The organism is Cyanobium sp. Aljojuca 7D2 (genome assembly GCF_024346415.1).
In the GTDB taxonomy this organism is placed as follows: Bacteria; Cyanobacteriota; Cyanobacteriia; order PCC-6307; family Cyanobiaceae; genus Cyanobium_A.
On the sequence record NZ_JAGQCX010000008.1, the window covers coordinates 53,854 to 77,365 of the forward strand.

The window sequence follows — 23,512 nt, forward strand, 5'->3', positions numbered from 1 at the left end:
ACCCGTTCAAGCCAACCGGTAGGCCCGGGTGGTGATCAGATAGGGGTGGAACACCTCCAGGAAGCGGCTTTGGAGTGTGCGGAAGAAGGCCTCCACCAGCTCAGGGGCGTCGAAGTGGAAGGGGTACTCGCCCTGAAAGCCTTTAAAGAAGTACCAGTTGAGCAGGGCAATCCCTTCCGGTGCCAGGCGTTCGGCGAAAATGTCCAGCTGGCCGGCCGGATCGCTGAGGTGCTCGAGCACGTCCAGGCAGACGATCGTGTCGAAGCGCTCGGGCAGGGCCGGATCAGCCAGATCCCGGAAACAGCGCAGCTTGGCGGCCAGGCCCAGCTCGGCGGCGCGGGCCTCCACAAAGGCGCGGTTGTGGGGATTGAGATCCACAAACAACACCTGCTCCACCTGGGGCAGGGCTGCCGCTGCCAGGGCATGGCTGCCGATGCCGCCGCCGAAGTCGAGCACCTGACCGGCCGCAAAGCGCTGCTGCAACCGCAGGGTGTCGGCGATGTAATCGGCGCTGCCGAGGTGCCAGGCGGCCAGCTCGAGCAGATGGCCGGTGCCCACGGCGTCTTCGTAGAACTGCTCCACCTGGTTGGGGTCAAACGCCCCTGGATGCAGGGCAGCCAGATCGTTGGTGCTGCTGGGCAGGCGGCGCTCCAGCTCCGGCAGGGCGATCTCCAGGAAGGCGGCCAACTGGGGCCGCAGGGCAAAACCATCGGCCAAAAACTGCTCCACTGTGAGGGGTGAAGCCAGCGCCGCCCCCTCTTGCCTCTCCACCACCAACGCCATCCCTGTGCAGGTTGAGGCCAACCTAGGTGCCGGGATTCGGGGCCCCTTCAGGCACCCCATCGAGCAACTCGGCCCCGTCGCCGGGCACCTCCAGCCAGCGCCGCAGCCAGGCCACCAAGCCATAAAAGGGCAGGGTGTCGGCCAGGGCGGCGATGAGCTTGAACAGATAGCCGCTGGCGATGAAGGAAGCCAACTGGGGCAGCACCGGCTCGCCGGCGCGCACCGGCAGCACATGGCTGGCGTAGTGGCTGATCAACACCACCGCCGTGGTGTCCACCAGCTGGCTCACCAGGGTGGAGCCGTTGTTGCGCAGCCACAGGGCCTTGCCGCCACTGACGCGTTTCCAGAAATGGAACAGGCGCACATCGGTGAACTGGGCTGCCAGGTAGGCCACCATCGACGCCCCCACGGCCCCGAAGGCCAGCCGCCGCACCTCGAAGAAGGTGGCCTCCGGCGCACCGGCCAGCCCCGGCAGGATGCCGCCGAGCCAGAGGATCAGCACAATCCAGCCGTTGAGCGCCAGGCCCACCCACACCAGCTGCCCGGCTTTGCGCTCACCCCACAGCTCACTGATCAGGTCGGTGCAGAGGAAGGTGACCGGATAGGGCAGGGCGCCCACGGCCACCACGATCGGCCAGGAGCCGATGCTGCCCAACTGCAGAAAGCGGGTGAGCCCCAGGATGTTGAGCATGCCCATGGTGCCGAGAAAGATGCCGGCCAGCACCAGAAACGCCAGGTCGCGGCGCTGCTGCAGGGTCATCGAGGCCGAACATGGGACCCTGCAAGGCTGACGCTCCGATCCATGGCTGACCAGCCCTGCGGCTTTCTGGTGCTCGACAAGGCGGCGGGGCTCACCTCCCACGCCTGCGTCGGCCGGGTGCGGCGTGCCTACAGCCTGCGCCGCGTGGGGCATGGCGGCACCCTGGATCCCGCCGTCACCGGCGTGCTGCCAATCGCCTTGGGCCCCGCCACCCGGCTGCTGCCCTACCTGGAGGGTGACAAGACCTACCGGGGCGTGGTGCAGCTGGGGGTGCGCACCGTCAGCGACGACCTGGAGGGAGAGGTGCTGGCGCGCGCCGCCGTGCCCGCCCTGACGGCGGCCGATCTGGAGGCGGCACTGGCGGCCTTCCGCGGCACGATCCAGCAGGTGCCGCCGCAGGTGTCGGCGGTGCATGTGGACGGCCAGCGGGCCTACGCCCGGGTGCGCCAGGGAGAGCAGTTGCAGCTGGCGGCCCGACCGGTGATCGTGCAGAAGCTGGAGCTGCTGGGCTGGGATGCCGCAGCCGGCAGCCTGGAGCTGCTGGTGCGCTGCACGGCCGGCACCTACATCCGCGCCCTGGCCCGCGACCTGGGGGAGGCGCTGGGCTGCGGCGGCGCCCTGGCCCGGCTGCGGCGCACCGAGGCCCTGGGCTTCAGCCTCGAGCAGGCGGTGCCCCTGGAGCAGCTCGATCAGGCGCCCTTGCCCGCCCTGCTGGATCCCCTGGCGGCCCTGGCCCACCTGCCCCGACGGCAGCTTGATGAAGCGGAGCTGGAGAGCTGGCGCTGCGGCCGGGCCCTGGCCGCCGGAGCGCCCCTGGAGGCCGGCCAGGAGCTGGCCGCCGAGCAGCCGGTGGCCGTGTTGGCACCGGATGGCAACCTGGCCGGCATGGCCCGCTCCAGTGGCACCGGCCTGCTGCAGCCGAAGCTGGTGTTCAACGCCACTGGCTGACCCCGCCGTTTTTCCCCGCACCCTCCGATGGCCGGCCACAGCAAGTGGGCCCAGATCAAGCGCACCAAAGCGGTGGTGGATGCCAAGCGGGGCGCCGTGTTCACCCGGCTGGGGCGGGAGATCACCGTGGCAGCCCGGGGTGGAGCCGACCCAGCTGGCAACTTCCAGTTGCGCACGGCGATCGAGAAGGCCAAGGCCGCCGGCGTGCCCAACGCCAACATCGAGCGGGCCATCGCCAAGGGCTCCGGGCAGGGCAGCGGCGCGGGCGATGCCTTTGAGGCTGTGCGCTACGAGGGCTATGGCCCCGGCGGGGTAGCGGTGCTGATCGAGGCCTTCACCGACAACCGCAACCGCACCGCCGCCGACGTGCGCCTGGCCTTCAGCAAGCACGGCGGCAACCTGGGCGAGACGGGCTGCGTGGGCTACCTGTTTGAGCAGCGGGCGGTGGTGCGGATCGAGCAGCCCGGCCTGCAGGAGGAGGCGCTGCTGGACAGCTTGCTGGCGCTGGAGGAGCGGGGCGGGCCAGCAGCCCTGGGCTACGAGCTCGATGGCCAGGGGGCCGAAGTGTTCGGCGCCTTCGAGGCCCTCGAAGCTCTGCAGGACGGCCTGCGCCACCAGGGTTTGCCCGTGGGCGGCTGGGAACACCGCTGGATTCCCCAGACCGCCTGCCCCCTCGGCGACGAGGACAGCCTGCGGGCCTGCCTGCGGATGCTCGATGCCCTCGACGACCTCGACGACGTGCGCAGCGTCACCAGCAACCTGGAGGCGGACGAGGATCTGATGCAGTCCGTGCTGGCCGCGCTGATGGGCTGAGCCAGCTCGCTCAGCCCGCCAGGGCTGCGGCATCGGCGATCACCGTGACCGCGGGATGGCCCTTCAGCCAGCTGGCCGGGAGGTTGTCGTGGGGCGGCTCCTCCAGAACGCGCCGCAGGATCCCGGCCTTGGCCGCACCGGTCACCACCAGCAGAATCCGCTCTGCCGCCAGGATCTCCACCAGCCCCAGGGTGATAGCCCGGGCCGGCACCGCCCCTGCATCGCCCCCGAAGGCGCCGGCGTTCTGGGCGCGGGTGGCGGGGCTCAGCTCCAGGCAGCGGCAAGGGGCCTGGGCAGCGCAGGGGGGTTCGTTGAAGCCCACATGGCCGTTGCCACCCAGGCCCAACAGCTGCAGGCCCAAGCCCCCGGCGGCGGCCAGGGCCGTCGCATAGCGGTGAGCTTCCGCCTGGGGATCAGCCGCCAGGCCATCGGGCAGCCGCACCTGATCCGCCCGCAACCCCAGGGGCCGCTGCAGCTGATCGGCCATAAAGGCGGCAAAGGAGCGGGGATCGTCGGCCGCCAGGCCCACGTACTCGTCGAGGTTGAAACTCAGCCAGCCATCGCGGATGGCCTGCTGCTCCTGAGGCTTGAGCAGGCCCAGCTGCAACCGCAGCGCCGCATACACAGGCTCCATGGTGCGCCCGGTCGCTAAGCCCAGGGGCTTGCGCAGCTCTGCCAGCTGCGCCTGACACACCCGTTCGGCCACCGCCGTCGCCACGGCCTGGGCGTCTGGCAACGCGAGCAGCTCCACGCTCAGGGGCTGGTGTAGGGACGCAGCTCGGTGCCGCGGTAGTAGTGCCGCAGGATCTGGTCGTAGCTCTGGCCCCGTTGGGCCAGGCCGTGGGCCCCCCACTGGCTCATGCCCACCCCGTGGCCGTAGCCGCGGCCGATCGCCAGCAGCGACGGCGGTGGCACCTGCACCGGCAGTGGCACCTGCACGGGCGGCTGGGACGTCAGCGGGGGGAGGGGCGGCAGGGAGGGAGGAAGGGCTGCCAACTCGGGGGCTAGCACTTCAAAGCGCACCAGGGTGCTCTTGAGGCCGAGGCGACTGCGCAACTGGGCACCGGTTAGCACCAGGGTGCCGGCAGGGCCGATCACCCGGGCCTGGCGGACCCGTCCGGAGCCGGTGGTGGCGAGCACCTCGATCCGCTGGGCTCCGCCGATTTCGCCGAAGGCCTTCTGCAGCTGCTCGGGCTCCAACCGCTGCTCCCAGGCGTGCACTGGACTGTGCTGATCGAAATCGGGAACGCTCACCAGGTAGGGGAGCTGCTGACTCCAGAGATCGCCGCTGTTTTCGGTGCTGCCGCCGGCGCTGCTGTGAAACACCGCATTGGCCAGGCTGGAGCCGTAGATCAACACCTGACCGCGGGTGCTGGCCACGGCCTGGCGGGTGGAGGGCGTTTCGGCATCGACGCCCTTGTACACCTGGCTCGACACGGTGGCGCTCACGTCAAAGGGGGCCGTGGGCTTGCGCTGCCGCAGGGCATAAGTGCGTGCCGCCACCGCCTGGGCCCGCAGAGCCGCCTGGGGCCAACTGGCCGGCATCTCGCTGCCCACCACGCTGGGCAGGTAAACCTCCAGAAGCACGTGGTTGATGGCCCGCACCGCGGAGGCGCCCACCAGGAGCTGCAGACGCCCGCGGTAGCCCCGCTGCTGCAGCTGGAAATCGGCCCCTTCGCCGGAAGGCCGCGCCGCCGGCTCAAGCCAGAGCTCGGACATCTGGGGCAGACGCTCAACGGCACCGCCGCGCTCCAGCACGAGGCCGCTAGCGGTGAGCTGCAGCACCACCGACTCGCTGGGGGCCAGCGACCAGCGCTGGCTGCCGGCCCGAAGCACCAAGGGCTGCTGGCCTGCCGCCAGCGGCATCCGGTCAGCCTCCAGCAGCAGCACCCGCACCTGGGGCTCAGCAGCCTGGGCCTGCAGGGCCATGGGGGCCGCCCCTGCCAGGACCACAGCCGCCGCGGGCCCGGCAACCAGCCAGGTCGCCGACCAGGAGAGGACGCGCTGGCGTGGGGAGGGCGGCGCCAAAAGAAAGATTCCTGCTCAGGGAGTTCATTGTGCCCGGCGTGGCAGCATGCGCCAGAGGCGGCACGACCGTGCAGGTCACCTTTTTAGGCACCAGTTCCGGCGTGCCCACCAGGGGCCGCAATGTGTCAGCCGTTGCACTGCGGCTGCCCCAGCGCAGTGAGTTGTGGCTGTTCGACTGTGGCGAGGGCACCCAGCACCAGTTCCTGCGGAGCGAGCTGCGGGTCAGCCAGCTGCGGCGGATCTTCATCACCCACATGCACGGCGACCACGTGTTCGGCCTGCCGGGGCTGCTGGCCAGCCTGGGGCTGGCGGGCACCTGCACGGGCATCGATCTCTATGGCCCCGACCCGCTGCGCGACTACCTCGAAGGGGTGCTGCGCACCTCCTCCACCCGCATCGGCTACCCCTTGCGCACCCACAAAGTGCAGCCCGCCGCCAGCAGCGGTGCCCTGCTGCTCGACGACGACGACCTCACCGTGCGTTGCACCCCACTCACCCACCGGGTGCCGGCCTTTGCCTACCGGGTCGACCAGAAACCACGGCCCGGCCGCTTCGATGTGGAGCGGGCCCGGGCCCTGGGCATCCCGCCCGGCCCGATTTATGCCGAGCTCAAGGCCGGCCGCAGCGTGACCCTCAACGACGGCCGCATCATCAATGGCGCCAGCCTTTGCGGCCCCGACCGCCCGGGCGCCAGCGTTGTGTATTGCACCGACACCGTGTTCTGCGAAGCGGCGGTGCAGCTGGCCGCCGGGGCCGACCTGCTGATCCACGAATCCACCTTCTCCCACGCGGAGGCGGAGCTGGCCTACCAGCGCCAGCACTCCACCAGCACGATGGCGGCCCAAACGGCCCTGGAGGCCGGCGTCAAGCAGCTGGTGCTGACCCACCTCAGCCCCCGCTACATGCCGGGCAATGCGATGACCCCCGACGACCTGGTGGCGGAAGCCCGGGCCATCTTCGCCAATACCGTGGTCGCCAAGGATTTCCTCAGCATCGACATCACGCCACCGGAACCGGCCACGGCCTAGGCCTGCAACAGTTCGCGCGATTCCGCTCCGGAGGGCCCTTCCCCCGTGATACAAGGTCTCCGATGCGGTCTCTCCCGCCTACCCGCCGGCTTTTCCCAATGGCCTCCTCCTTCTCCTCGGCTGCCTTCAGCAGAGCCACCTTCCGCAGGGGTGTTCGCGCACTGGCCCGAACCCTGCTGGCCCTACCCCTGGCTCTGCTGTTGTGCATGGGCTTCGGTGGCCCGGCCCTGGCGGCCGCTTGGAGCACCGAGCAGCTCACCGTGCCGGCCAGCCCCGATGGCACCCTGGTCACCTTCAGCGAGCAAGAGATCAAAGCGGGTCGCAAGGTGTTCAACCGCAGCTGCGGCGAATGCCATGCCGGTGGCATCACCAAGACCAACCAGAACGTGGGCCTCGACCCCGAGACCCTGGCCCTGGCCACCCCGCCCCGCGACAACGTGGAGGCCCTCGTCGACTACATCAAGGACCCCACCTCCTACGACGGGGAATACAGCATCGCCGACGTCCACCCGAGCATGCGCAGCAGCGACATCTTCGTGAAGATGCGCGATCTCGACGACGACGACCTTCGCCTGATGGCCGGCTACATCCTGGTGGCCCCCAAGGTGCAGGGCGTGCAGTGGGGCGGCGGCAAGATCTACTTCTGATCGCGTCCCGTCTGAACCGATCCCCGATCAATCGATCCCCCATCAGCCGGTGCTCCAGCACCGGCTTTTTTGTGGCCCGTTTTGGATGCCCGACTCAGGGGCGTTGCTCAGGCGTCATCGACTGGCCGGAAGGCTGGCTGTTGGCATGGTCGAGGGAGGCCGGCAACTTGCTGTACCACCACTCCTGCAGGCCTGCGCCCAGACGCACCGGAAACAGGGTGATGACCGTGCGCGTGGGCCGGGCTCCCGGCTGAAGCAGCTCCACGGCGTAGGAGGGGCAGCGGCGCGAGGCCAGATCGGGCACAAAACGCCGGCCGATCCGCCGCCAGCTGGGCTCCTTGCTGCGCCAGGCCAGGCGGCAGCAGGGCCAGGGCAGCTCCTCGCGATCAAACAGACGGCAACAGGGGCCCAGCACCCGATAGCTGTACTGGCCTCCAGGGCTGGTGTGCTCGCTCCCCGGCTCCAGCAGGAGTTCGACGGTGCCGCGTGTGGAGGCGCCCCGCAATGGGGTTGTCTGGCCTGACACTGAACAAGGCTCCAGGACGACAATAAAAAGCCACCCCGCAGGGTGGCAAAGAAGCTTGGAGGGTTCAAGGGGCGCCAGCCAGGACCTGACTGGCACCTCGCAGGAAACCCGAGCTCAGTAGAGCTCCTCTTCGGCGTGGGTCTTGATGGTGCAGTCGCTGGTGGGGTAAGCCACGCAGGTGAGCACGAAACCAGCTTCGATCTGGTCGTCGTCGAGGAAGCTCTGATCGCTTTGGTCGACGGTGCCGGCGGTCAGCTTGCCAGCGCAAGTGGAGCAGGCGCCTGCACGACAGGAGTAGGGAAGATCGATGCCCTGCTCTTCAGCGGCATCGAGGATGTACTGGTCGTCAGGAACCTCGATGGTCTTGTTGAGGCCTTCGCTCTCGCTGATGAGGGTGACCTTGTAGGAAGCCATGAAAAGGATTGGGGCTCACAGGCACCCGGAAGCCGGGCCTGTAGGACACGCCCTTCATACATCCGCCGCACGCCTTTCCTGCTGATTTGCGCGCCACGATCCGGGAAGCCCAATCAAAGCCTAGGCACAGATCAGCGTGCCTTATGCAACACGCCGGATCGTCATCAGCCCCCACTGGCTCTGCTGGGCCGTGAGCTCCGCCCGCCAGCCCTGCTCCAGCAGCTCCTGCTGCAGAGCCGGGGCCTGATCCACCAGCAGGCCGCTGAGCAGGCCGACGCCGTGGGCGGCCAGCACCGTCTCAAAGGCGGGGCAGAGGGCCTGGATCACCGGCGCCAGGATGTTGCAGAGCAGCAGATCGGCCGGCTGGCCGTCGAGCAGGGCAGCCAGGGCCTCCACCGAGCCCAGGCCCACCCGCACCTGGGCCGTGAGGCCGTTGAGGGCGGCATTGTCCCCGGTGGCCCGCACCGCCAGGGAGTCGGTATCGGCCGCCGCCACCGAGGCCGCGCCCAGGCGCAGGGTCGCCAGGCCCAATACGCCGCTGCCGCAACCGAGGTCGGCCACCCGCAGCCCGGCCAGCTCAAGGCCCTCGAGGGCCTCCAGGCAGAGACGGGTGGTGGGATGGCTGCCGGTGCCGAAGGCACTGCCGGGATCCATGGTGATCACCAAACGATCGGCGTGCTCGGGCGGACAGGGCAACCAGGCCGGCAGGATCAGCAGGCGCTGGCCCACCGGGTCGGCCTGCCAGTGCTGCTTCCAGCTGAGGCTCCAGTCTTCGTCGGCCTGCTCACTCCAGCGGATCGGGGGCAACACCAGGCCAAAGGTCTGCGCCAGGGGAGCCAGGGCTCGCTCCAGCTGGGAGCGCTCCGGTTCGGGCCAATCGATGGCCGGCAGCCAGGCCACCAGCTGCCGCTCACCGGGATCTTCGGGCCGGTGCTGCACGGCCACGCGGGAAATCCCCAGGGCCCCGAGCTTCCACAGCAGGGATTCCTCAAGCTCGGGTAGCGCCGCCAGCTCCAATCGCCACCAGCTGGGGCCGACGCCGAACGGGGCGCCGCCAGACGCGGCCACCATCAGAGGGTGACCGGATGAGCTTCCTGGATGCCGTTGATCGCGTGCACCGAGGCCAGCAGGCTCGGCGGAATGGGATCGTCGAGGCTGACCACCATCACGGCATCGCCGCGCACGATGCGGCGGCCCACCTGCATCGAGGCGATGTTGACGTTGTGCTCGCCGAGCAGGGAGCCCAGCTGGCCAATGATCCCGGGCATGTCGCGGTGCCGGGTAAACAGCATGTGGCGACTCGGGGCCACGTTCACGGGGAACTCGTCGATGGTGGTGATGCGCAGCTCACCCTCGGCGAACACGGCTCCAGTCACGGTGTGGTTGCCATTGGAGCCCTTGGAGCTGAGCTGCAGCGAGCCGCCGGCGAAATCACGGCTGGCATCGTCCTTCACCTCCAACACATGGATGCCGCGCTCCTTGGCCTCCAGGCTGGCGTTCACATAGTTGATGCTGTCGCCCAGGGCCGTGGAGAGCAGGCCCTTGAGGGCTGCCACCACCAGCGGCTGGGGGGGATGGGCAGCGAAGTCGCCCTGGAGCCGCACCTCCAGCTCATTGATCGGGCCGCCCGCCAGCTGGCTTAACAGTTGGCCGAGGGTTTCAGCCAACTGCAGGTGGGGCTTGAGCTGCTCCATCACCTCGGCGTTGAGGCCAGGGATGTTGACGGCACTGCGGGCCGGCAGACCCAGCAGCACGTCGCGAATCTGCTCGGCCACATCGATCGCCACATTTTCCTGGGCCTCTTCGGTGGAGGCGCCCAAGTGGGGGGTGAGGATCAGCCGCTCCCGCACCTGGCGGAGGGGCGAACCGGCGTCGAGGGGCTCATTGGCATACACATCAAGAGCTGCGCCGCCGATGGTGCCGTTGTCCACCGCTTCGGCCAGGGCCGCCTCATCGATGATGCCGCCGCGGGCGCAATTGACGATGCGGGCTGTTGGCTTCATCGTCTTGAGCAACTCCGCGTTCACCAGGTTCTCGGTGTCCGGCGTGCGCGGCAGGTGCAGGCTGACGAAGTCGGCTTCGGCGAACAGGGCCGGCAGGGGCAGCAAGCGCACCTGCATCTGCTGGGCCCGCTCCGCGGACACGAACGGGTCGTAGGCCATCACGTCCATGCCCATGGCCTTGGCCACCCGGGCCACGTGGGAGCCGATCTTGCCCAGGCCCACCACACCGAGCTTCTTCTTGTAGAGCTCGTTGCCAACGTATTTCTTGCGATCCCAGCCGCCGGCCATGGTGCTGGCGTGGGCGTGGGGAACATGGCGCGAAAGGGCCAGCATCAGAGCCAGGGCCTGCTCAGCGGCGGCAATCGTGTTGCCCTCGGGGGAATTCACCACCAGCACACCCCGCTTGGTGGCCGCTGGCACATCCACGTTGTCCACCCCAACGCCGGCGCGGCCGATGATCCGAAGCTTGTCGGCGGCTTCAATAATGTCCGCGGTCACCGTGGTGCCAGAGCGGATCATCAAGGCGTCGTACTCGCCAATGATCGCCTTGAGCTCTTCAGGCGGCAAGCCGGTTCGCACATCCACCGTGGCCACCTGGGACAGGATGTCGATCCCCGCCTGGTCGATGGGATCCGAAACGAGAACCTTTGTCATGCCCGGCGGTGGGGAGGGTGAGCCGGCGGTGCAGTGTAGTGAGCGGCGAGAATCCCCCCATCCCCAAGGAGTCGAGCGCAGCGTGGGCACGAGTGTGGTGGTGGTATTGAACGACCGCAAACGGCTGCATCAACTGAAGGACCGGCTGGCGGAGTTGCAGCCGCCGATGGTGCGATTGGAGGCCATCGGCGCGGGCGAGCAGACCCTGGCGGAGGTGGAGCGGCTCAATCCGGCGGTGGCCCGGCGCAACCGCCAGCGCTCCATGGCCCGCTGGCTGATCCCCTTCGGCTTCCTGGCCGGCCTCACCTTCACCTACATCACCGACCTCGACACCTTTGCCTTTGCTGGCGCCTGGAGTCAGCACCTGATCGGCGCCCTGTTGGGCATGGGCTCGGGCTGGATGGGCAGCTTCGCGGCGGCGGCAAGCGTGCGCTCAGAAGAAGACGACCGGATCCGCAGCTTGCGCAACCGGGTGGAGGAGGGCCACTGGCTGCTGCTGGCCGAAACCGCCAATGGCGTGGAGATGCCGTGGATCAGCCTGCAGCAGGCCAAACCGTTGGCCGTGGTGCGCCTGGGCGATGGCTAGGCAGGAGCGGATCTGATGCTGCCGCGGCGCGACCTGCTGGAGGGCAGCCTGCATCCCCAGGAGCTGGAGGCCGTGATCAACGCGGCCGACCAGGCCCTGCGCACCTGGGAGCCGGTGTGGACAGCCTTTGTGGACGCCGAGGTGCGCGAGGAAGCCCAGCTACGGCTGAGGGACCTGAGCGAACTCAGCCTGAGCAGCAGTGGCGGCTACCCCGGAGCCGAGCGGCGTCAACTGCTGCTCCAGCGTCGCGAGGCGGCCCTGGAGCCCAACGCCGTGCCCCAGCCACTGATGGGCCTGGAGATCAGCGGCAATTTCCTGTTCGATCCCGCCGAACGCACCGATTTCCGGGCAGGCCTGCTCGCCCTCGGAGCGCAGGCCGGTGCCCTGGGCGACCTGTGGGTGCGGGGCGACCGGGGCGCCCAGGCGGTGCTCACCGCCCAGCAGGCAACGGCCCTCGATGGGCTGAACACCACGGTGCGCACGGTGGAGGTGCAGCTGGAAGCCCGCCCCCTCGATCAGCTGCAGCTGCCCGCGGCGCGTCAGCCGCGGCGCTTCCACACGGTGGAGGCGTCCCTGCGGGTGGATGCCGTGGCCTCAGCGGGCTTCGGGATCTCGCGCAGCCGCATGGCCGAGCTGATCCGCCAGGGCAGCGTGCGACTCAACTGGCAGCCGATCTCCAGCGCAAGCCGCCTGCTGGCAGCTGGAGATCGGGTGCAGCTGGAGGGCCGGGGCGAGTTGCGGCTTGAGACCATCACCGCCACCAAGCGGGAGCGCTGGCGCATCGAGCTGGTGCGCTGCTGAGGTGGTGCGGCCCCCAGCAAACCGATCTGTAAAGTAAGCGAGCTTCTGGGGCGATTAGCTCAGAGGTAGAGCACTACCTTGACACGGTAGGAGTCACTGGTTCGATTCCAGTATCGCCCATTTTTTTGATTGAAGATCAGCTGAAGTGTCGGAGATGGCAGTCACGGCAAGGGATTTGACCGTGGTTGTGGGCCTGGCTCGCTCCGGGATCGGCGCCGCTCGGTTATTGCACCATCTGGGGCGCGCCGTGCTGGTGATCGACAACCAGAGCGGCCCTGCCCTCGAAGCCAAAGCCGCCGCGCTGCGGCAGAGCGGCATCCCTGTTCAGCTGGATGCCCCCCTCCATCTCGACACCTTTGCTGCCCTGACGGCACCCCTGGCCGCGGTTGTGGTGAGTCCGGGGATCCGCTGGGATCACCCCACCCTGGAAGCGCTGCGCCGCCAGGGCGTCGCCACCTTGGGTGAACTCGACCTGGCCTGGCAGGCCAATGATGCTGCCGTGCCCTGGATCGGCATCACCGGCACCAACGGCAAAACCACCGTCACCCACCTGGTGAGCCACCTGCTGCAGCACGCCGGCCTGGATGCCCCCATGGGCGGCAATGTGGGCTTTTCCGCCGCCGAGCTGGTGCTGGAGCAGCGGCAACGCAGCACAGCGCCACCCGACTGGTTGGTGATGGAGCTCAGCAGCTACCAGATCGAAGCGGCCCCGCAGGTGGCCCCCGACGTGGGCATCTGGACCACCCTGACGCCGGACCATCTGGAGCGCCACGGCAGCCTTGATGCTTACCGCGCCATCAAACGCAGCCTGCTGGAGCGCTCCAAGGTGCGCATCCTCAACGCCGACGACCCCGATCTCAGGGCCCATGCCACCAGTTGGGACCAGGCCACCTGGATCACCGCCGGCCACCGGGACGCCCTGCCGACCACGCTGCAAGCCAGCCTCTGGATCGAAGACGGCCAGGTGATGCGCGCGACCCAGCCCGGCCCCGGCACTGCCGCCGAACCCCTGATGGCCGCCGACTGCCTGGCCATGCCCGGAGCCCACAACCGCCAGAACCTGCTGATGGCCGCCGCTGCCGGACTGGCCGCCGGGCTCTCGGGCCCCCAGATGGAGGAGGCCTTCCGGGCTTTTCCCGGCGTACCCCACCGGCTCGAGCGAATTCGCGACCAGCAGGGCATCCAGTACTTCAACGACAGCAAAGCCACCAATTACGACGCTGCCGAAGTGGCGATCCATGCCCTGGAAGGCCCCCTGGTGGTGCTGGCCGGCGGCGAATCGAAACGCGGCAATCCCGCCGGCTGGCTCGCCGCGCTGCAACACAAAGCCGCTGCGGTGGTGCTGTATGGCGCTGCTCAGACGGAATTCAAGCGGCTGCTCGAGGAGGCTGCGTTTCCGGGGATGGTGCAGTGCTGCCCGGGTCTGGCCGAGGGGGTACCCCTGGCCGCCCAACTGGCAACGACCCTGCACTGCCGTGCCGTGCTGCTGTCACCCGCGTGCGCCAGCTTTGATCAGTACAGCGACTTCGAAGCCCGCGGCGATCACTTCCGGCAACTGGTCGCCGCGCTCTAGCGCCCCAGAGGTCGACCTCTAGCATCCGCTTCAGAGTCGTCCGCTGCGACGCCCATGGCCTATTGGTTGATGAAGAGCGAGCCCGATGTGTACGGGATCGACCATCTGCAGCGGGAGGGCACCACACTCTGGGATGGAATTCGCAACTACCAGGCCCGCAACTTCATGCGGACTATGGAGATCGGCGACCAGGCTTTCTTCTATCACTCCAACACCAAACCACCCGGTATTGTGGGCCTGATGGAGGTGATTGAAACCCAGCTCATCGATCCCAGCCAGTTTGATCCCAGCTCGAAATACTTCGACCCCGCCGCCACTCCGGAGCGACCCCGCTGGGACTGCGTCCGTCTGCGGTACGTGCGTCACTTCGACAGCCTGCTGAGCCTGGATGCCCTGCGGGACAACTTCAGCCCAGAGGAGCTGGGGGTGGTGAAACGGGGCAATCGGCTCTCGATCCTGCCGGTGAGCGTCAGCAGTGCCGAACAGCTGCTGACGCTGCTGGAATCCCCATGAGCAAGCTGGCGCCGCGCCACCAAAACCCATTGGCGATTCGCAGCGCGGTCGAGCAGGGCTGGGCAGCCTTTGCCTGCAGCCCCTGGGCGTTGATGGGATTCACCCTGATCGGTGGTGGCATCAATCTGCTGAGCCAACTGCTCTACCGCCATCAGAGCAAGCTGGTGATCTCGCTGCTGGGGCGACCCGATCCCCTGCCGATTGCCCTGGCGGGCTTCGCCTGGATCCTCTATGTGATCACGGGTCTCTGGCTCGTGGTGGGGTTGATGCGTGGAGCGTTGCTGGCCCTCAACCACCAGCGGCCCCGGCTGGGCGACCTGCTGCGGGTGGATGGACGGGCCATGCTCCGCTGTCTCGGGATGCTGGTGCTGATCCTGGCGGTGCTGGCGCTGATCGTGCGCCTGGCCCAGGCCAGTTCGTGGTTGCTCACTCTGATTCAGCCGGTGCTAGCCCCGCTACCGCTGCTGGCGGGCCTTGCCGCTGCGATCTACTTCAGCGCCGACCAGATTCTGAGCCTGCCGCTCACCCTGATCGGCGGTCTCAATCCCCTGGCGGCCTTTCGTTGCAGCCGGGCTGCGACCGACCCCCACTGGCTCCAGGCTCTGGGGCTGGCCCTGGTGCTGCTCGGCCTGGTGCTGGCCGGTTTCCTGGTGCTGCTCGTCGGGCTCGTGGTCACCCTGCCGCTGGCAGCCTGCACCCTCACGGCGGCTTACCAACAGCTGTTCGGCCCCGACGACCGGGGCCGGCTCACGGGCTCCTGAAACCGGCCTGGGCGGGGAACAGATTGGCCAGGTAGCAGCGGGTCACCCCGCGGCTGTTGAGGCCGTTCTGCACCAGAAAGCCAGCGAGGGCTGCCTGGAACAAGCGGTATTGATCCCAGTTGGGATGCTGCGCCATGAAATCGCGCATCGACGCCAACAGCACCTCCGGCACCTCGGCGTGAAAACTCACCATCGCAGGAGCCGCTGACTCAGGCTCCTCAGCAGCCTGGGCGACACTGGCTGGACGAGCAACAACAGCTGCGGGAGCAACAACAGCTGCACGAGCAACAACAGTGGTCTGCAACTCCATTGGGGCTCAACAAAGACTTGGCACCAGTTCTCCACATCCGCTCACAACCGTCAAATCGCCGCTCCACGCTCCACAACCAGGGCTCCCAGGCTGAGATCGCCTGCCCCTCAAGGGACCTGCACCGGGCCCACCCCACAGGGGCCGGTGCGGGAGGTGACCGCGGGCGCTGTCAAGGGGAAAGCAGACAACGGCACCGTTCTCACCAGAGCCAAGCCCCAGAAGGGCATCCGGGCCCCTGACCTGGGGAAAACCTGGGCAAAACGCCAGCGATTCTTGGGGGGCAAGCGGGAAAGCGTCCGTGATCAGCACTGCTGATCAACACCCAGATCGGCCGGGTCTCAGCTGGGATCGTTCTGGGCCAAGGCCGACACGAGAGCTGCCACCAGGGCCACGCTGGCCTCGGGGCGCCAGCTGCCCTCCACCGCCCGGCTCTGTGAGGCCGGCGTGAGCACAAACCGCAGCTGCCACACCTCTCGGTCGCCCTCCAGGGCCATCCAAAGCGGGCCCCGCTCCAGCTCCAGGCTGATCGTCTCCTCGGGCATCAGCTGGTCGACCAGGCCGTGATGCTCCTGCACCAAGCGGACCAGCCCCTCTTGCAGCCCCCGCGCCTCATCGGCGGTCAGCTCCACCGCCCAATCCTGGCCGCCGACCAACACAGGAAAGGGGTGGCGGCCTGGATCCACCAGCCAACGCCACCCCTCACCCTCCTGAACCTGCATCCTGAACCTGCCTGGGCCAGGCTCAGCCAGGCAGCAGGTCGGGCTGATCCTGCTCGTCGCTGAGCTCAACGATGGCCCGCTGCACCGGCTTGATCATCGAGTCGTCGAGCAGGCCATCGAAATCATCGAAGCGGCGCTGCTTGGCCCGGAAGGCAATGCGCACCGTGGTGAGATAGCGGTTGCTGGAATGGCGAATCAGGCTTTCGGCCCGCTGGGCCAGTTCCTTGGGGTTGAGATCAAGACCGCTCTCCATAAACACCACCTCAATGGAGTCAGCCTAAGTCAGCAGCGGCAGTCCCCTGGCTAGAAGAGGGTGATGGGTGGCACCCTGGCGATCGATCTGGGCAGCAGCACAACGGTGGTGGCCTACCAGGCACCCGGTGCCGCGGCGCAGCTGCTGGCCTTGCCCCCCTACAGCAACAGCGAGCCTGTGGTGGTGCCCACCCTGCTCTGGCTCAGCGAACCCGCCCCATCCCGGCCCCTGATCGGACGCCAGGTGCTCGAGGCCGGCCTTGCCGATGGCGACGGCCCCGAGCTGCACCGCGACTTCAAACGCCAGATCGGCGCCGCCCCCGCAGTCGGATCTGCCGCCATGGAGCCCGCCCCAGGCACCGGCCTGCCCCTCTCGCCGGAGCAAGCCGGCGCCCTGCTGCTGCGTCAGCTCTGGGCGGCGCTGCCCGCCGACCTGGAACCGCAGCGGCTGGTGCTCACGGCCCCGATCGACAGCTACCTGCGCTACCGCCAATGGCTGCAGGAGGTGTGCAGCCAGTTGGCCGTGCCCGAACTGGCCCTGGTGGACGAACCCACCGCCGCCGCAATCGGGGCGGGCTTGCCGGCCGGCAGCACGGTGCTCGTGGTGGACCTCGGTGGCGGCACGATCGACCTCTCACTGGTGGCCCTGGAGGGGGGCGAGGGCCGGCCGGCACCGATGGCCCAGCTGCTGCGCTTCGCCGGCCGCGAGTTGGGAGCTAGCCGCCAGGTCCTGCGCTGTGCCCGGGTGATCGGCAAGGCAGGCCTGGCCCTGGGGGGCCGGGATCTCGACCGCTGGATCGCCGCCGAGCTCTGCCCTGGAGCACCGCTGGAGGGTGCGCTGCTCCAGGCGGCCGAAAGCCTGAAATGTCAGCTCAGCAGCCAGGAGGAGGCCCTGGCGCTCTGGAGCCCCCCGGGGCCAGGCCAACCGCCCCAGCCCCTGCGACTCAGCCGCAGTGCCCTCAACAACCTGCTGCGGCAACGGGGCCTGCTCGCACAACTCGATGGTCTGCTGGAGGAGGTGCTGGCCGCGGCCCGGCGCGAGGGCCTGGCCCTGCAGCAGATCACCGCCGTGCTGCCGGTGGGGGGAAGCAGCCGCATCCCCCTGATCCGCCAATGGCTGAGCGAGCGCTGCAGCGGCGTCCCTCTTCGCGACGAGCGTCCGGTCGAAGCCGTGGCCCTCGGCGCCCTTGCGCTCACACCAGGCGTGCAGGTGCGCGACGTGCTGCGCCATGGCGTCAGCCTGCGCTGCTGGGACCAGCGCTCCAGTCGCCACCACTGGCAACCCCTGTTTGTGGCGGGGCAACCCTGGCCCAGTGAACGGCCGCTGGAGCTGGTGCTGGCCTGCAGCAACCCCGACCAAAGCTCCCTGGAGCTGGTGTTGGGGGAACCCGACAACGAACAGCGCAGCGAAGTGGTGTTCGAGGGGGGGGTCCCGGTGCTGCGCCAGCGACCAGCGGGCCAGGGCCGGGTCCGGGCCTGGAGCCACCAGCCCCCGCCCGTGGCCCTCGACACCCCGGGCCAGCCCGGCGAGGACTGCCTGCGGCTGGCCTTCCAGGTGAATGGTCAAGGCCAGCTGGTGCTGGAGGCCACCGACCTGCGCAGCGGCCGGACAGCGCCGGCGCGGGTGCTGGGTGCCGTCCGCTGAGCCCCCTTGCCCTGAGCCCCCATACGCCAAATCGGTGGACGCCACAGGCGCTGCCCCCGCAAGGGTGCATTTGGACCCACGCGCCCATAAAACGGAGGCTGTGTCCATGAGCCCCGCCTTGGCCCTGCGCCGCCACAGGCTGCCCCGATTCTGGCTCGGCCTCACCCTGGGTCTGGTGGCCAGCGGCATCGGGGCGGCCTACTGGTGGGAGCAACAGCTGCCGCAACGCCTGGAGCAGGCCGCCCTGGGCGGCGATCTCGAGGCCTGCCTGCGCTACAGCGAACAACTCGAGGCCCTGCGCTGGCTCGGTGGCCAGGCCCCGGCCGAGCAGGGCAACTGCCGGCGCCGCAAGGCCGCCCAGCTGTGGCAGCAACAGCAATGGAGCCCCGCCCTGCAACTGCAGCTGCAACTGGTGAACTCCCAGGCCGGCCAAGCGGCCGACCGTCAACAGCTGGTGGTGTGGCAGCAGTCTCTGCAACAGAAGGCACTCAGCCGCTTCCAGGAGGGCGACCTGCCCGGCGCCCTGGCGCTCCTGGCCGTGATGGGCGACGACCAGCGGAGCGACGGCAACAGCCTGGGGGACAAGTTGCGTGAAAACTGGACCCGCAACCGACTGCAGTTCGAGCGCGCCAAACGCCTTGGCGATCAACAGCGCTGGTGGGAAGCCCTCGATGCCCTGACCCGCATCGACCATCCCTGGTGGAAAACCCACAGCCGCGACGTGCAGGCCAAGGTGAAGCAAGGCATCGAAAGCCTCAAGGGCCAGGAGCGCGAACGGGACGCCCACGGCCAACTGCCGCACACGGTGCCCGCCTCACAGCTCGACGCCCAGGTGCGCCAGCGGATTGCCAGGGGGATGGACGAATGGTCGGCGTTTCAGGCCGCCTGCCGAGCCTTGGGCGGCAGGGTGGTGGAAGCCGGACCAGAAACAGCCTGCCAGCGGTGAGTGGCGCGTGACAGGATTAACAGGTCTCCAAGCTTCGAGGCCATGCAGCCAGGTGATCAGGTCAAGGTCTCCCACAGCGTGGTCGTTTACCACCACCCCCAGCACCGCGGTGAGGCCTTTGACCTGCAGGGTCAGCAAGGCGAAGTGGTGACCGTTCTTAACGAGTGGAAGGGACGGGTGATCAGCCCCACCCTGCCGGTGGTGGTGGCCTTCGGCAAATTCCGGGCCCACTTCCGGGGCGACGAACTCGAGCTCGCCTAGATCTCCGGCCTCACCAGGTACACCCCTTCCTCCCCATCGATCCCCTGCAGGCAGAGCTGGATCGATTCTTGGCGGCTTGTCGGCACCACCCGGCCGCAGAAGTCGGGTTGGATCGGCAGCTCCCGATGGCCACGGTCCACCATGGCCAGCAAGCGCACCCGCTTCGGCCGGCCCCAGGCCTGCAGAGCCTCAAGGGCTGCCCGCACGGTGCGTCCCGTAAAAATCACATCGTCCACCAGCACCACCTCACGCCCATCCAGCGCCACCGGCAGGTCGGTGGGCTGGGACAGGCGGGTTCCCACCCGCTCCAGATCATCCCGATGAAAGGTGGGATCCACCGTGCCCTGATCGATCGGGTGAGCCGTCATCGCAGCCAGGCGCTGGGCCAACACCGCGGCCAATGCCACACCGCGGGTGGGGATTCCCAGCAGCACCAAGGCCCGACTGTCGGTGACACTCTCCAACACCTGGGAGGCCAGCCGGTCGAGGGTGCGCCCAAGATCCCGGGCTGAGAGCAGTTCAAGCCGATCCATCAGCACCTATTTGGGTGTCGCCAAAGGCTGACCGTACCGGGGTCGACGGGGATCGCAGCACATCTGCACTGTAGGTTGGCTTTGGAAGGCGTTGGCCCAACGCCGCTAGGTGAGACGGGTGACAACTATTCCCTCCCAGCAGCAATCCACCCTGAACGCTGGCTCCCCTCCGGCGTTTCGAGAATCTGCGGCCGTCGCCCCCGTCGTGCTCGCCATCCTGGATGGCTGGGGCTATCGCCACGAGGACGAACACAACGCCATCCGCGCCGCTAGCACCCCGGTGATGGATGCCCTCTGGCACGCCTATCCCCACACCCTGATTGAAGCCAGTGGGGCGGCCGTTGGCTTACCCGACGACCAAATGGGCAACTCGGAAGTCGGGCATCTCACCATCGGCTCCGGCCGCATCATCCGCCAGGAGCTGGTGCGCATCAGCCAGGCCGTCAAGGACGGCAGCCTCGCCGCCAACCCCGCCCTCAACGCCCTGGCCGATGGCCTAACCCAACGGGGAGGCACCCTGCACCTGATCGGCCTCTGCTCCGACGGGGGCGTTCATAGCCATATCACCCACCTGGGTGGGCTGCTGCGCTGGGCTGCAGCGCGGGGTCTTTCGAATGTCTGCGTGCATGTCATCACCGATGGCCGCGACACCGACCCGAGCAGCGCCCCCCGATTCGTCGCCCAGGTGCAGGATCAGATCAGCCGGGCCGGCGTCGGGCGGATCGCCACGCTGTGCGGCCGCTACTGGGCGATGGACCGCGACAACCGCTGGGAGCGCACCGAGAAGGCCTACCGCCTCTACACGGAGCCAGCTCCCATCTCCGAGCTCAGCCCGGTCAATGCCATCCATGCCTCCTACGCCCTGGACATTGGCGATGAATTCTTGGAGCCCCTGCGCCTGGCCGAGGGGCTCATTGAGGCGGGCGATGCCCTGGTGTGTTTCAACTTCCGCCCCGACCGGGTGCGCCAGCTGATTCGGGCCCTGGTGGTGCCCGACTTTGACGGCTTCGAACGGGAGGCGATCACCCCACTCGATGTGGTGACCTTCACCCAATACGAGAAGGGCCTGCCGGTGGCGGTGGCCTTCCCACCGGAATCCCTGGACGGCCTGCTGGGACAGGTGGTCTCCGAGGCGGGACTGCGTCAGTTCCGCACCGCCGAAACGGAGAAATATCCCCACGTCACCTATTTCATGAATGGGGGGATCGAGCAGGCCTTCCCCGGCGAAGACCGCCATCTGGTGCCCTCACCCCGCGTCGCCACCTACGACCAATCCCCCGCCATGTCGGCGAGCCAACTCACCGACAGCTGCATCGCTGCGATCCAAAAGGGCATCTATTCCCTGGTGGTGATCAACTACGCCAATCCCGACATGGTGGGCCACACCGGCAAAATGGAGGCCACCACAGAAGCGATCAGCACCGTGGATGCCTGCGTGGGCCGGCTGATGGAGGCCACCAATCGCATGGGTGGCACCCTGTTGATCACCGCCGACCACGGCAACGCCGAGACGATGGAAGGGCCCGATGGCCGCCCCTGGACCGCCCACACCACCAACCCGGTGCCCGTGATCCTGGTGGAGGGCGAAAAGCGCAAACTGCCCGGCCATGGCACCAATGTGCTGCTGCGCGACCAAGGCGGGCTGGCCGACATCGCCCCGACCATCCTCGAAATCCTGAACCTGCCGAAACCAGCAACGATGAGCGGCGCGTCGCTGGTCTTGCCCGCCGGCAGCACCGCCGACACCAGCCGCATCCCCCAGACCCTGGGCGTCTAGCCTGCGCTCACCAGGGAAACAACTGTGATCACGTCGGTGCTGTCATGGGTGTGGATCGGCAGTGGCGTGTTGCTGATCATCAGCGTGCTGCTGCATAGCCCCAAGGGCGATGGCATGGGTGGGCTCGCTGCCAGCGGGGGCTCGATGTTCACCAGTGCCCGCAGCGCCGAAGCCACGCTCAACCGCATCAGCTGGACCCTGCTGGCCATCTTTCTCGGACTGGCCGTGGTGCTCAGCGCCGGCTGGCTGAGCTGAGACCGCGATGTCGATGCCGCGCCGCAACCTGCTGGTGGGATTGGGATCCAGCCTGGGAGCTTTCTTCGGCGGGGCCTCCCGAGCCAACGCCGCCTCCAAGGCCCAGGATCCAACCTGGCAGCTCAGTGATGCCGCCTGGAAACAGCGGCTAAGCCCCGCCGCCTATCAGGTGCTGCGGCGGGAGGGCACCGAACGCCCCTTCTCCAGCGCCCTGAACGGCGAAAAGCGGGCCGGCACCTTCCTCTGTGCCGGCTGCGCCCTGCCCCTGTTCAGCTCCAAGGCCAAATACGACAGCGGCACGGGCTGGCCGAGCTTCTGGCAGCCCCTGCCCAACGCCATCGCCACCCAGGTGGATTTCAAACTGCTCGTCCCCCGCACCGAATACCACTGCAAGCGCTGTGGCGGCCACCAAGGGCACGTGTTCGGTGACGGCCCCAAGCCCACCGGTAAGCGCTACTGCAACAACGGTGTGGCCCTCACCTTCAAACCTGACGCCAAGAGCGCCGCCAAAAGCTAGGCATCACACCGTGAACTCGGTGTTGTAGGCCTCCTCGCCATGGGCGTTGATGTCGAGGCCCTGGCGTTCATCGGTTTCGCTGGCCCGCAGCGGCATCAGCATCCGCAGAATCTGCAGGATCACGAAGGTGCCCACCCCCACCCACAGCAGCGTGAATCCAGCGGCCTTGAGCTGAATCAGCAGCTGAGCAGCACTTCCGGCTACCAAGCCATCGGCTCCGGCAGGGTTTACCGCCTTCACAGCAAACACCCCCGTCAACACGATGCCGAGCAACCCCGCCACACCATGAACCGGCAGCACGTCGAGGCTGTCATCCAGGCCTGAGCGGTTCTTCAGCTGCAGGGCCCAGTTACACACCAGCGACGCCGCGAACCCGATCACCAGGGCACTGATCGGGCTCACAAAGCCCGCCGCCGGGGTAATCGCCACAAGACCTGCAACGGCACCGGTAGCCACGCCGACGGCCGTGGGCTTACCGCGCTGCAAGGTTTCGATCACCATCCAGCCCAGAGCTGCCGCAGCTCCGGCGGAATTGGTGGTGAGACACGCCAACGACGCGAGATTGCCGGCCACCAGGCCACTGCCACCGTTGAAGCCAAACCAACCGAACCACAGCAGTCCAGCCCCGAGGAGGATGAACGGCACGTTGTGGGGAGGCGAGTTGTGAGCGGGATAGTTGCGGCGACGTCCCACCACCGCTGCGGTGACCGCAGCGCCCACCCCTGAGGCCATCTCCACCACCAGGCCGCCGGCAAAATCGAGAGCACCCAGGCCCTCAGGCCCCAGAAAACCACCAGGCCCCCACACCATGTGGGCGAGGGGGAGGTAGACGAACGTGCTCCAGAGGAGCACAAAGGCCAGCCAGGCCCGGAAATTCATGCGCTCGACCACCGCCCCGGAGATCAGCGCCGGCGTGATGATCGCGAAGGTGAGTTGAAAGAAGGCCACCGCACCCTGACTGAGCTGACCATCTCCATAGGGCGCCGACCAGTTGCTCAAACCCGCCCACTGCAGCCCTCCAATAAAGGGAGCCCACACGCCCTGGCCGGGCGAGAAGGCAAGGCTGTAGCCGAACAGCACCCAGAGCACACTGACCAGACCCATGGCCGCGAAGCTCATCACCATCGTGTTCAACACGTTGCGGCTGCGCACAAAGCCGGCATAAAAGAGGGCCAGAGCCGGCGTCATCATCAGCACGAGCGCAGCGCTGGTCAGCACGAAGCCGTTGTTGGCACTGCGCAGGGCCGGATCAACCAGCAGAAGAAGCGGTGTGGAGGCCAAGGCAATGCCTGAACGGTCTCCGCACCCTGGCCAGCCACCCCGCGACAACCCGTAGCAACAGCTACCAAAGTCGCCCTTTTGGTGTGAACCGATACAGGCACGTCGCACCGCGGCAACAAAAAAGCGCCCCCGCAGGGGCGCTCGACGTTGGATCGGAAGAATCGGGAATCGACCGTTG

At 67.9% G+C, this 23,512-nt stretch carries 28 protein-coding genes and 1 tRNA gene; 16 read left to right on the forward strand and 13 right to left on the reverse strand.

The window, feature by feature from the left end; translation table 11 throughout:
• Window positions 1-6: 6 nt before the first annotated feature.
• Together KBY57_RS09555 and KBY57_RS09560 are read right to left on the reverse strand one after the other, a co-directional pair.
• Complete coding sequence (locus KBY57_RS09555) at window positions 7-783, reverse strand: class I SAM-dependent methyltransferase (RefSeq protein WP_254995605.1); 777 nt, start codon at window positions 781-783, stop codon at window positions 7-9.
• A gap of 22 nt (window positions 784-805) precedes the next feature.
• A complete protein-coding gene (locus KBY57_RS09560; RefSeq protein ID WP_254995606.1) occupies window positions 806-1,543 on the reverse strand; it encodes a queuosine precursor transporter in 738 nt (245 codons plus the stop codon).
• 42 nt (window positions 1,544-1,585) lie between these two features.
• On the opposite strand from KBY57_RS09560, the gene truB reads away from it, so the two are divergent.
• Both truB and KBY57_RS09570 read left to right on the forward strand, forming a co-directional pair.
• Window positions 1,586-2,491: a tRNA pseudouridine(55) synthase TruB gene (truB, locus tag KBY57_RS09565; RefSeq protein ID WP_254995607.1), complete on the forward strand. Its 906-nt coding sequence runs from the start codon at window positions 1,586-1,588 to the stop codon at window positions 2,489-2,491.
• A 27-nt stretch (window positions 2,492-2,518) separates the two neighbouring features.
• Window positions 2,519-3,304: a YebC/PmpR family DNA-binding transcriptional regulator gene (locus KBY57_RS09570; RefSeq protein ID WP_254995609.1), complete on the forward strand. Its 786-nt coding sequence runs from the start codon at window positions 2,519-2,521 to the stop codon at window positions 3,302-3,304.
• 10 nt (window positions 3,305-3,314) lie between these two features.
• Here KBY57_RS09570 and KBY57_RS09575 read toward each other — a convergent pair whose 3' ends face one another.
• Together KBY57_RS09575 and KBY57_RS09580 are read right to left on the reverse strand one after the other, a co-directional pair.
• Window positions 3,315-4,061 (reverse strand): glucosamine-6-phosphate deaminase, encoded by a 747-nt coding sequence (locus tag KBY57_RS09575; protein WP_261356779.1) that lies wholly within the window; start codon window positions 4,059-4,061, stop codon window positions 3,315-3,317.
• Complete coding sequence (locus KBY57_RS09580) at window positions 4,058-5,233, reverse strand: SpoIID/LytB domain-containing protein (protein WP_254995612.1); 1,176 nt, start codon at window positions 5,231-5,233, stop codon at window positions 4,058-4,060. Before KBY57_RS09580 ends, KBY57_RS09575 begins: the two co-directional genes overlap by 4 nt.
• 167 nt (window positions 5,234-5,400) lie before the next feature.
• Between KBY57_RS09580 and rnz the strand changes: the two genes are divergently transcribed.
• Together rnz and psbV are read left to right on the forward strand one after the other, a co-directional pair.
• Window positions 5,401-6,360, forward strand: coding sequence for a ribonuclease Z (gene rnz / locus KBY57_RS09585; RefSeq protein ID WP_254995614.1), 960 nt, complete (start codon window positions 5,401-5,403; stop codon window positions 6,358-6,360).
• Window positions 6,361-6,458: 98 nt separating this feature from the next.
• Entirely contained in the window at window positions 6,459-7,007 is a 549-nt protein-coding gene (gene psbV / locus KBY57_RS09590) for a photosystem II cytochrome c-550 (protein ID WP_254995615.1), read from the forward strand.
• 94 nt (window positions 7,008-7,101) lie between these two features.
• Here psbV and KBY57_RS09595 read toward each other — a convergent pair whose 3' ends face one another.
• From KBY57_RS09595 to serA, 4 genes are all read right to left on the reverse strand, one after another.
• The gene (locus KBY57_RS09595; protein ID WP_254995616.1) at window positions 7,102-7,512 is read right to left on the reverse strand and encodes a hypothetical protein; all 411 of its coding nucleotides are present in this window, start codon (window positions 7,510-7,512) and stop codon (window positions 7,102-7,104) included.
• A 135-nt stretch (window positions 7,513-7,647) separates the two neighbouring features.
• Window positions 7,648-7,947, reverse strand: a complete 300-nt coding sequence (locus KBY57_RS09600; protein WP_094560128.1) for a ferredoxin — start codon at window positions 7,945-7,947, stop codon at window positions 7,648-7,650.
• 141 nt (window positions 7,948-8,088) lie between these two features.
• A complete protein-coding gene (gene prmA, locus KBY57_RS09605; RefSeq protein ID WP_254995618.1) occupies window positions 8,089-9,015 on the reverse strand; it encodes a 50S ribosomal protein L11 methyltransferase in 927 nt (308 codons plus the stop codon).
• Between the two features lie 2 nt (window positions 9,016-9,017).
• Window positions 9,018-10,604 (reverse strand): phosphoglycerate dehydrogenase, encoded by a 1,587-nt coding sequence (gene serA / locus KBY57_RS09610; protein ID WP_254995619.1) that lies wholly within the window; start codon window positions 10,602-10,604, stop codon window positions 9,018-9,020.
• 82 nt (window positions 10,605-10,686) lie between these two features.
• Between serA and KBY57_RS09615 the strand changes: the two genes are divergently transcribed.
• The 6 genes from KBY57_RS09615 (at window position 10,687) to KBY57_RS09640 (ending at window position 14,838) form a co-directional block, all read left to right on the forward strand.
• Complete coding sequence (locus tag KBY57_RS09615; RefSeq protein WP_094560125.1) at window positions 10,687-11,190, forward strand: hypothetical protein; 504 nt, start codon at window positions 10,687-10,689, stop codon at window positions 11,188-11,190.
• Window positions 11,191-11,205: 15 nt separating this feature from the next.
• Window positions 11,206-11,991, forward strand: coding sequence for a photosystem II S4 domain protein (locus KBY57_RS09620; RefSeq protein WP_254995620.1), 786 nt, complete (start codon window positions 11,206-11,208; stop codon window positions 11,989-11,991).
• A 48-nt stretch (window positions 11,992-12,039) separates the two neighbouring features.
• Window positions 12,040-12,111: transfer RNA gene (locus KBY57_RS09625), tRNA-Val, on the forward strand.
• Window positions 12,112-12,145: 34 nt separating this feature from the next.
• A complete protein-coding gene (murD, locus tag KBY57_RS09630; RefSeq protein ID WP_254995621.1) occupies window positions 12,146-13,564 on the forward strand; it encodes a UDP-N-acetylmuramoyl-L-alanine--D-glutamate ligase in 1,419 nt (472 codons plus the stop codon).
• Window positions 13,565-13,618: 54 nt separating this feature from the next.
• Window positions 13,619-14,077 (forward strand): EVE domain-containing protein, encoded by a 459-nt coding sequence (locus KBY57_RS09635; RefSeq protein ID WP_254995622.1) that lies wholly within the window; start codon window positions 13,619-13,621, stop codon window positions 14,075-14,077.
• Window positions 14,074-14,838 carry a hypothetical protein gene (locus KBY57_RS09640; RefSeq protein ID WP_254995623.1) on the forward strand — a complete coding sequence of 255 codons (765 nt, stop codon included), beginning with the start codon at window positions 14,074-14,076 and terminating at the stop codon, window positions 14,836-14,838. Before KBY57_RS09635 ends, KBY57_RS09640 begins: the two co-directional genes overlap by 4 nt.
• Here KBY57_RS09640 and KBY57_RS09645 read toward each other — a convergent pair.
• The 3 genes from KBY57_RS09645 to KBY57_RS09655 form a co-directional block, all read right to left on the reverse strand.
• Window positions 14,825-15,031 (reverse strand): DUF2811 domain-containing protein, encoded by a 207-nt coding sequence (locus KBY57_RS09645; RefSeq protein ID WP_254995625.1) that lies wholly within the window; start codon window positions 15,029-15,031, stop codon window positions 14,825-14,827. The genes KBY57_RS09640 and KBY57_RS09645 overlap by 14 nt on opposite strands.
• A gap of 455 nt (window positions 15,032-15,486) precedes the next feature.
• Entirely contained in the window at window positions 15,487-15,867 is a 381-nt protein-coding gene (locus tag KBY57_RS09650; RefSeq protein ID WP_254995626.1) for a DUF1818 family protein, read from the reverse strand.
• Window positions 15,868-15,889: 22 nt separating this feature from the next.
• On the reverse strand, window positions 15,890-16,120 hold the full coding sequence (locus tag KBY57_RS09655) for a DNA-directed RNA polymerase subunit omega (RefSeq protein WP_254995627.1): 231 nt from the start codon (window positions 16,118-16,120) through the stop codon (window positions 15,890-15,892).
• A gap of 63 nt (window positions 16,121-16,183) precedes the next feature.
• Between KBY57_RS09655 and KBY57_RS09660 the strand changes: the two genes are divergently transcribed.
• The 3 genes from KBY57_RS09660 to KBY57_RS09670 all read left to right on the forward strand — a co-directional run bounded on the left by KBY57_RS09660 (window position 16,184) and on the right by KBY57_RS09670 (window position 18,971).
• Window positions 16,184-17,764 carry an Hsp70 family protein gene (locus KBY57_RS09660; protein WP_254995628.1) on the forward strand — a complete coding sequence of 527 codons (1,581 nt, stop codon included), beginning with the start codon at window positions 16,184-16,186 and terminating at the stop codon, window positions 17,762-17,764.
• Window positions 17,765-17,870: 106 nt separating this feature from the next.
• Window positions 17,871-18,710 (forward strand): hypothetical protein, encoded by an 840-nt coding sequence (locus KBY57_RS09665; RefSeq protein WP_254995629.1) that lies wholly within the window; start codon window positions 17,871-17,873, stop codon window positions 18,708-18,710.
• Between the two features lie 42 nt (window positions 18,711-18,752).
• Window positions 18,753-18,971 carry a ferredoxin-thioredoxin reductase variable chain gene (locus tag KBY57_RS09670; RefSeq protein WP_254995630.1) on the forward strand — a complete coding sequence of 73 codons (219 nt, stop codon included), beginning with the start codon at window positions 18,753-18,755 and terminating at the stop codon, window positions 18,969-18,971.
• On the opposite strand, the gene pyrR is transcribed toward KBY57_RS09670, so the two are convergent.
• Complete coding sequence (gene pyrR, locus KBY57_RS09675) at window positions 18,968-19,504, reverse strand: bifunctional pyr operon transcriptional regulator/uracil phosphoribosyltransferase PyrR (protein WP_254995631.1); 537 nt, start codon at window positions 19,502-19,504, stop codon at window positions 18,968-18,970. The two genes, KBY57_RS09670 and pyrR, sit on opposite strands and share 4 nt — an antisense overlap.
• Before the next feature lie 205 nt (window positions 19,505-19,709).
• Here pyrR and gpmI point away from each other — a divergent pair, with 205 nt between their 5' ends.
• The 3 genes from gpmI to msrB are packed head-to-tail and all read left to right on the forward strand — an operon-like array spanning window position 19,710 to window position 22,053.
• Window positions 19,710-21,281 (forward strand): 2,3-bisphosphoglycerate-independent phosphoglycerate mutase, encoded by a 1,572-nt coding sequence (gpmI, locus tag KBY57_RS09680; RefSeq protein ID WP_254995632.1) that lies wholly within the window; start codon window positions 19,710-19,712, stop codon window positions 21,279-21,281.
• A gap of 24 nt (window positions 21,282-21,305) precedes the next feature.
• Window positions 21,306-21,536, forward strand: coding sequence for a preprotein translocase subunit SecG (gene secG / locus KBY57_RS09685; RefSeq protein ID WP_254927557.1), 231 nt, complete (start codon window positions 21,306-21,308; stop codon window positions 21,534-21,536).
• A gap of 13 nt (window positions 21,537-21,549) precedes the next feature.
• The gene (gene msrB / locus KBY57_RS09690) at window positions 21,550-22,053 is read left to right on the forward strand and encodes a peptide-methionine (R)-S-oxide reductase MsrB (RefSeq protein WP_254995698.1); all 504 of its coding nucleotides are present in this window, start codon (window positions 21,550-21,552) and stop codon (window positions 22,051-22,053) included.
• 3 nt (window positions 22,054-22,056) lie between these two features.
• Here the strand turns inward: msrB and KBY57_RS09695 are convergent, their stop codons facing one another.
• Window positions 22,057-23,334: an ammonium transporter gene (locus KBY57_RS09695; RefSeq protein ID WP_254995633.1), complete on the reverse strand. Its 1,278-nt coding sequence runs from the start codon at window positions 23,332-23,334 to the stop codon at window positions 22,057-22,059.
• Window positions 23,335-23,512 lie beyond the last annotated feature (178 nt).

Coding starts and splice junctions, on each gene's coding strand:
- KBY57_RS09580 (WP_254995612.1), bottom strand. CDS start 5,233: ATGGCCCTGCAGGCCCAGGCTGCTGAGCCCCAGGTGCGGGTGCTGCTG.
- psbV (WP_254995615.1), top strand. CDS start 6,459: ATGGCCTCCTCCTTCTCCTCGGCTGCCTTCAGCAGAGCCACCTTCCGC.
- KBY57_RS09620 (WP_254995620.1), top strand. CDS start 11,206: ATGCTGCCGCGGCGCGACCTGCTGGAGGGCAGCCTGCATCCCCAGGAG.
- murD (WP_254995621.1), top strand. CDS start 12,146: ATGGCAGTCACGGCAAGGGATTTGACCGTGGTTGTGGGCCTGGCTCGC.
- KBY57_RS09645 (WP_254995625.1), bottom strand. CDS start 15,031: ATGGTGAGTTTTCACGCCGAGGTGCCGGAGGTGCTGTTGGCGTCGATG.
- msrB (WP_254995698.1), top strand. CDS start 21,550: ATGCCGCGCCGCAACCTGCTGGTGGGATTGGGATCCAGCCTGGGAGCT.
- KBY57_RS09670 (WP_254995630.1), top strand. CDS start 18,753: ATGCAGCCAGGTGATCAGGTCAAGGTCTCCCACAGCGTGGTCGTTTAC.
- KBY57_RS09560 (WP_254995606.1), bottom strand. CDS start 1,543: ATGACCCTGCAGCAGCGCCGCGACCTGGCGTTTCTGGTGCTGGCCGGC.
- KBY57_RS09640 (WP_254995623.1), top strand. CDS start 14,074: ATGAGCAAGCTGGCGCCGCGCCACCAAAACCCATTGGCGATTCGCAGC.
- KBY57_RS09635 (WP_254995622.1), top strand. CDS start 13,619: ATGGCCTATTGGTTGATGAAGAGCGAGCCCGATGTGTACGGGATCGAC.
- KBY57_RS09570 (WP_254995609.1), top strand. CDS start 2,519: ATGGCCGGCCACAGCAAGTGGGCCCAGATCAAGCGCACCAAAGCGGTG.
- truB (WP_254995607.1), top strand. CDS start 1,586: ATGGCTGACCAGCCCTGCGGCTTTCTGGTGCTCGACAAGGCGGCGGGG.
- KBY57_RS09665 (WP_254995629.1), top strand. CDS start 17,871: ATGAGCCCCGCCTTGGCCCTGCGCCGCCACAGGCTGCCCCGATTCTGG.
- serA (WP_254995619.1), bottom strand. CDS start 10,604: ATGACAAAGGTTCTCGTTTCGGATCCCATCGACCAGGCGGGGATCGAC.
- KBY57_RS09660 (WP_254995628.1), top strand. CDS start 16,184: ATGGGTGGCACCCTGGCGATCGATCTGGGCAGCAGCACAACGGTGGTG.
- pyrR (WP_254995631.1), bottom strand. CDS start 19,504: ATGGATCGGCTTGAACTGCTCTCAGCCCGGGATCTTGGGCGCACCCTC.
- KBY57_RS09650 (WP_254995626.1), bottom strand. CDS start 15,867: ATGCAGGTTCAGGAGGGTGAGGGGTGGCGTTGGCTGGTGGATCCAGGC.
- KBY57_RS09555 (WP_254995605.1), bottom strand. CDS start 783: ATGGCGTTGGTGGTGGAGAGGCAAGAGGGGGCGGCGCTGGCTTCACCC.
- KBY57_RS09655 (WP_254995627.1), bottom strand. CDS start 16,120: ATGGAGAGCGGTCTTGATCTCAACCCCAAGGAACTGGCCCAGCGGGCC.
- KBY57_RS09600 (WP_094560128.1), bottom strand. CDS start 7,947: ATGGCTTCCTACAAGGTCACCCTCATCAGCGAGAGCGAAGGCCTCAAC.